This window comes from Roseateles sp. GW821-FHT09H10, from assembly GCF_059415865.1.
Genome location: NZ_JBWKOB010000008.1, coordinates 165,846 through 172,593, shown reverse-complemented (window position 1 = coordinate 172,593; position 6,748 = coordinate 165,846). Strand labels below are relative to the sequence as shown.

Below are 6,748 nucleotides of genomic sequence, written 5' to 3'. Positions count from 1 at the left end.
CACCGCAGCCGGCGAGCAGGCAGATCAGCAGGGCGGGCAGCAGGGCGCGGTGAAGGCGGGCGGGCATGACGGTCTCCGTTGTTGGCATGCCGCCAGCTTCCCGGGCGAGCGTGGGCCCAGCATGGAGAAACTGTGGAGGCCGCCTCCACAGTTGCCCGGCAAGATGCGCGCATGCGCCTCGTCCATCAGCTGTCGCTGCTTCTCATCACCATCGCGCTGGCCGCCGTCGCGGCCGTGGCCGGCCTGGTCGTCTGGAATCTGCGCACCGGCTTCTCCGACTATCTGCAGGCCCAGGACGGTGAGCACCTGACGCGGCTGATGGAAGCCGCCGAGCGCGACCTGGCCCGCCGTGGCGGGCTGCCGCCGGACCTGAGGCCGGTGCTGCGCGAATGGCTGGACGCGGTGCGTGTGTCGGCGGGGCGGGGCGGCCCAACCGAGGGGCCGCCCCCCGGTGGCCGGCCCGATGACCCGCCTCCGCTTGAGCGCGGCGGGCCCGAAGGCCGGCCGCCGCCGCACGAACTGCGCCGCGAGCCGCCGCCACCGCGCCGCGATCCATCCAATTTCGGTCCGCGCATCGTCGTGCTGGCTGCCGACGGCCTGACGCCACTGGCCGGGCGCCGCGAGACCCTGGACCGGCCGGGCCAGACGCGCGCCGTCAAGCTCAATGGCCAGACCCTGGTCGTGCTGCGCCTGGCCGAGCGCGCGGGTCCGGCCGAGGGCGTGGACGCCAGCTTCCTGCGCCGTCAGTACATCGGCCTGGCCGTCGTGGCTGCGGGCGTGCTGCTGATCGCCCTGGTGCTGGCGCGGCTGCTGGCCGTGCGCTGGGCGCGGCCGCTGGCCGAGGCCCAGGCGGCCGCGCGGCGCATCGCGGCGGGCGAGTTCGACGTGCGCCTGCCCGCACCGCGCGACGGCGGCGGCGCCAGCGAGATCACCGGCTTGCATGCCGACATCAACGGCATGGCCGAAGCCCTGCAGAGGCTGGAAAGCAGCCGCCAGCGCTGGATCGCCGAGCTCTCCCACGAACTGCGCACGCCGCTGGCCGTGCTGCGCGGCGAGGTCGAGGCCCTGGTGGACGGCATCCGTCCCATGGACCGTGCGGCCCTGGGTTCCTTGCAGGAGGAGATCAAGCGGCTGTCGCGCCTCGTCGAGGACTTCCACCTGCTGGCCACTTCGGAGCTGCGCTCCCTGCCTTGCGAATTCGAGCCGGTGGCCCCGGCCGCGCTGCTGCAGGCGGCCATCGAGCGCATCACACCGCGTGCCAAGGCGCGCGGCCTGGTCATCGAGGCGCCGCTGCCCCAGGTGCTGCCGGCCGCACGCTGGGACGCCGTGCGCATCTCCCAGTTGCTGGCCAATCTGCTGGAGAACAGCCTGCGCTACACCAAAGCGCCCGGGCTGTTGCAGCTGTCGGCGCGCTCGCTGGGCGCGGCGGTCGAGATCCGCATCGAGGACACGCCACCCGGCGTGTCCGAGGACGAGCTGGACCGCCTCTTCGACCCGCTCTACCGGGCCGACCCCTCGCGCAGCCGCGCCTTCGGCGGCTCGGGCCTGGGCCTGGCCATCGCCCGCGCCATCGCGCTCGCCCATGGCGGGCGGCTGCGCGCCGAGGCCTCGTCACTGGGTGGGCTGGCCATGGTGCTGACGCTGCCGCTGCATCCGCCGGGAGCAGCGAATGGGTGACCTGATCCTCATCGTCGAAGACGAGCCCAAGCTCGCCGCCCTGGTGCGCGACTATCTGCAGGCGGCCGGCTTTCGCAGCGAATGGCTGGCCGATGGCCGCCTGGCGCTGGAAAGGCTGAAGACCGGACCCATGCCGGCCGCCGTGCTGCTGGACGTGATGCTGCCGGGTCTGGATGGCTTGGAGGTCTGCCGCGCCGTGCGGGCCTTCAGCGATGTGCCCATCCTCATCAACAGTGCCCGCGTCGAGGAACTGGACCGGCTGCTGGGCCTGGAGCTCGGTGCGGACGACTATGTCTGCAAGCCCTTCAGTCCGCGTGAGCTGGTCGCCCGCGTGAAGGCCCTGCTGCGCCGCGCCCAGGGCCGGCTGGCACCAGTGACGCTGGTGCCGGCGGGCGGCGGCTTCTCGGTGGACGAGGCCGGCCAGCGCATCGTCTGGCAGGAGCAGGCCTTGGCGCTGACGCCCGTCGAGTTCCGCCTGCTGAGGCAGTTGCTGCAGCACCCGGGGCGGGTCTTCGAGCGGGCCCAGTTGCTGGACCTCATCCACGAGGATTTCCGTGACGTGTCCGACCGCGTCGTCGACAGCCACATCAAAAACATCCGCCGCAAGCTGGCGGCCCTGGAGCCAGCCCAGGAGTGCATCGCTTCGGTCTATGGCGTGGGCTACCGGCTGGATCTGCCGTGAAGGGGCTGGGGTGACGGGGCTGCCGTGGCATCCGAACCACGCGATCGGCCGGCACTGAAGCGGTGCTTCCCGCGGCTGTCGGCGCACCGCGGTGTGGCCGCGAGGCCCCATTCCGGGTAAACCAGACTGTGTCCGCAATTGAATCCGCTTCCAGATTCGGATATCGTAGACAGCGTTGTCAATTTGAACGGAATCGCGGATCGGCGTGATCTCTGGCACTGTTGCTGAGATCGCTACCAGGACTCGTCCCGATTGGTTGTGCATGCGCACGAAGATCGGCCCGGCGACCCCGGGATGAGTCGTTTTTTCAGGTGTTGCTGATTGCGTACATGGCGCGATCAACTCGCGTAAACCCCAGCAGTCTCGGGGAGGCCAAAACGTACAGTACGCAGGCGCCTGGAGGGGGCATCTCTTTTTTTTGAGGGATGCTGGTAACGCTACCAGTCGACGATAACCGCGGGCCACAAGAGTCGTCATCAATCGGCGCTAGAGCCGGCCAAGCAAGTAAGGAGACAAATGAAACACCCTCAGATTTCCAAGACCCGGCGAGAGCCCCAGTTCTCACGGCAGTTGAAGCCGGTGGCCTGGGCGTCGATGGTCGCGCTGTTGACCGGCGCCGCTGCGGTGCAGGCGCAGCAGGCTCCCGCCGCCGGCGCGACGTCGTCGCTGGAGACCGTCGTCATCACGGGCATCCGCAAGTCCCTTGACAGCGCTGTCACGCTGAAGCGCGAGTCTCGCGGCCTCGTCGACGGCATCGTGGCCGAAGACATCGGCAAGTTCCCCGACACCAACCTCGCCGAATCGATGCAGCGCATCGCCGGCGTGTCCATCGACCGCTCGTCCAGTGGCGAAGGCTCCAAGGTCACGGTGCGCGGTGTCGGCCCCGACTTCAACCTGGTGCTGCTGAACGGCCGCCAGATGCCGACGTCCATCATCAACCAGCTGAACGCTGGCGCCAGCGGCTCGCGGGCTTTCGACTTCGCCAATCTGTCGTCCGACTCGATCTCGGCCCTGGAGGTCTACAAGACCGCCCGCGCCGAATCGCCGACCGGCGGCATCGGCGCCACCATCAATGTGAAGACGGCCCGGCCGCTGGACGTGCGCGAGCGCATCGCCAGCATCGGCGTCAAGGCCAACTTCGACGGCTCCAACAGCCGTCTGCCCGAGTCCTTCAAGGGCGACAAGGTGACGCCGGAAATCTCCGGCATCTACAGCGACACCTTCGCCGACCGCACCATCGGCATCGCCATCAGCGGCAGCTATTCCAAGCGTGACTCGGGCTCCAACATGGCCTACACGCAGGGCGGCTGGCGTACCTTCACGCCGGCATCCGGCGACTGGGGCACGGTGCCTGCGGCGCAGCGTCCTTCGACGCTGTACTCGACGTCCGTCGACATGCGCTACTCGCTGACCTCGCTGGAGCGCGAGCGCCTCAATGGCCAGGTCACGCTGCAGTTCGCGCCGAGCAAGGACGTCAAGTTCACACTCGACCACACGGTCGCGACCAACACCATCAACGCGAAGAACGCCGAGCTGTCGAGCTGGTTCAACTTCTCCTTCGGCCAGACCAAGTTCACCGGCAGCCCGGTGGCCACGCCGGTGGTGCAGGAAGCCCTGTATCCGACCCAGGACCATGACCTGGCCATCAACACCGGCAAGTACGGCCAGAAGTCCAAACTGAACTCCACCGGCTTCAACACCGAGTGGAAGATCAGCGATGCGCTGCGCATCGACCTCGACGCCCACCACTCCACGTCCAAGACCAATCCGAACAGCCCCTACGGCACGTACTCGACGATGGACCTGGGCCTGTTCAACCAGGGCAATGCGGTCGCCTACTACGACCAGAAGTTCCCCATCCTGAGCTTGCCGGGCGCCAACAACGCGGCCCTGGATCCGACCAAGCTGCAACTGACCGGCTCGCAGTTCGTCAACAACATGAGCGATCAGACGATCGATCAGTTCCAGACGCGCGGCAGCTACAAGCTCGGCACCGACGACAAGCTGATTGCCGGCCTGGGCTTCACCAAGGTCAAGAACCGCGCCGCCAACTTCAACAACCAGCATGACGACTGGGGTGGCGTGGGCGTGCGTGGCGCGCAGGGCGACTACAACAACGTCAAGGTCTTCACCGAGAACCTGTCGAGCTTCTTCGGCCGCATCCCGGGCAGCGACGATCCGCGCCAGTTCCAGAAGTTCTATGTGGCCGATTTCGACAGCCTGCGCACGGCCTCGATCGCAGCCATCATGAAGGCGCGCGGCATGACCCAGGCGCAAGCCGAGGCCTACTTCGCCACGGCCGCCGACTACAGTCGCGGCAACGACTGGCGCACGACGGAAAAGTCCGCCAGTGCCTTCGGCCAGTGGGACCATGCCTTCGACACCAGCATCCCGATGAATGTGTCGGTGGGCCTGCGCTACGAGAGCACCAAGGTCGATTCCTCGTCGCAGGTCGTCACGCGCTCGGGTTCGAGCTGGGGCACGCAGAACGAGGTCAACCTCGGAACGGCGGGCACCACCTTCGGCAGCAAGTCCGGCAAGTACAACTACTGGCTGCCCAGCATCGACTGGGACGCCGATCTGGCCGACAACCTCAAGGTACGCGCCAGCTACGGCGAGAACATCGGTCGCCCGGGCTGGAACGAGCTGCTGGGTGGCGTGAACTTCAACTCCAACGCCAACGCGGGCGGTGGCACCGGTTCCACCGGCGACCCGACGCTCAAGCCCCTGAAGTCCAGGAACCTGGACCTCTCGGCGGAGTGGTACTACGCCAAGTCCAGCTATGCGGCCCTGGGTGCGTTCTACAAGAAGGTCAGCAACTTCATCGGCACGTCGACGTTCACGACGACGGTGCCGGGCCTGACCACGCCCATCGGCGGCGCCTACTACCGCGCCGGTGCCGCGGCCTGCGGTGCCAATCCGACGCCCCTGTGCATCCGCAACTACATCTTCAAGACCTACAACGGCCAGCCCGGCGTGACCGCCACCAGCCCGCTGACGGACGCCGAAATCCTCGGCACCATCACCGGCCAGGCGAGCGATCCGCTGCTGAACTTCACCGTGACCCGTCCGTCCAATGAAAAGGGCGACAACATCAAGGGCCTGGAGCTGAACTTCCAGCACATGTTCGGCAACAGCGGCTTCGGTGTGTCGGGCAACTACACCTGGGTGAAGACCGGTCTCAAGTACGACGACGCCAACATCACGACGCCGCAGTCGGCGCTGCTGGGTGTCAGCGACTCGGCCAACCTGGTGGGCTTCTATGAAGACAACACCTGGTCGGTCCGTGCCGCCTACAACTGGCGCGGCGAGTTCCTGGCGCAGAAGTTCGACGGTGCCGGCAACAACCCGGTCTACACCGAGGCCTATGGCCAGGTCGACATGTCCATCGGCTACAAGCTCGGCAAGAACCTGACCATCCAGGCCGACCTGCTGAACCTGACCGACGGCTATATCCGCCAGCACGGCCGCTCCAAGGACCAGCTGGTCTCGGCCATCCAGACCGGCCGCCGCTACCTGATCGGTGCCCGCTATCGCTTCTGAGCGATGGGCTGACCGCCCGGCAGTCCGCGCCTTCGGGCGTGGTCCTGCCGAGGCCTCTCACTGGCCGAGGCGGGCGCGCAGACGCCTACCTCGGCCAATCTTCTTTGCAGGGCTCATACTCTTTTGCACGTGACCCTCAACGCCGATTCCATGCTGCAACTGCTCAACAACATCACGCACAAGGACCTGCGCGTCATCACCCAGCGCGGCGCGAAGTGGGGCGATGACGTGATGTCCGCGCCCGCCACGCCGGACGAGTTCCGCAGCCTGCAGGCGCACTACCCCATCCTCTTCAAGCCCGACGGCCAGGGCAGCTTCCTGCCCGTCGTGCTGTTCGGCCTGCGCGAAGGCCAGAACCTCTTCCTGACCGGTGACGGCTGGGACGCCGACTACCTGCCGCTGTCCATGCAGCGCATGCCCTTCTCCATCGGCGTGGCCGACGAGGAGCTGCGCATGATGGTCGACATGTCCAGCCCGCGCATCAGCCAAGGTGCCGAGGGCGAGGCCGTCTTCCTGCCGCAGGGCGGCGTCAGCGATTTCGCCGAGCACGCCAACTCCGTGCTGCACACCCTGCACCAGGGCCTGGAGGCCATGCCCGAGTTCATCCATGCCTTGACGGCTCATGAACTGCTCGAGTCCTTCGTGCTCAACGTCGACCGGCCCGACGGCACGCGCGGCCAGCTGGGCGGCTTCTACCTGATCAACGAGGAACGCCTGGCCGCGCTGGACACGGCCACCGTGGGCCTGCTGCACCAGGCGGACTATCTGCAGCCCATCTACATGGCCATCGCCTCGCTGTCCAACCTGCCCAAGCTGATCCGCCTGCATCTCGCCCGCGAGGCCTGA

Annotated in this window: 4 protein-coding genes; all 4 read left to right on the top strand. The window is 67.3% G+C overall.

What is annotated here, in order from left to right; genetic code table 11:
* Positions 1-171: 171 nt before the first annotated feature.
* The 4 genes from AC07OY_RS28275 (at position 172) to AC07OY_RS28260 (ending at position 6,748) form a co-directional block, all read left to right on the top strand.
* Positions 172-1,677, top strand: a complete 1,506-nt coding sequence (locus tag AC07OY_RS28275) for an ATP-binding protein (protein ID WP_495045942.1) — start codon at positions 172-174, stop codon at positions 1,675-1,677.
* Between the two features lies 1 nt (position 1,678).
* Positions 1,679-2,359: a response regulator gene (locus tag AC07OY_RS28270; protein WP_495045944.1), complete on the top strand. Its 681-nt coding sequence runs from the start codon at positions 1,679-1,681 to the stop codon at positions 2,357-2,359.
* 516 nt (positions 2,360-2,875) lie between these two features.
* Positions 2,876-5,902: a TonB-dependent receptor gene (locus AC07OY_RS28265; protein ID WP_495045941.1), complete on the top strand. Its 3,027-nt coding sequence runs from the start codon at positions 2,876-2,878 to the stop codon at positions 5,900-5,902.
* Positions 5,903-6,031: 129 nt separating this feature from the next.
* Positions 6,032-6,748, top strand: coding sequence for a SapC family protein (locus AC07OY_RS28260; protein WP_495045940.1), 717 nt, complete (start codon positions 6,032-6,034; stop codon positions 6,746-6,748).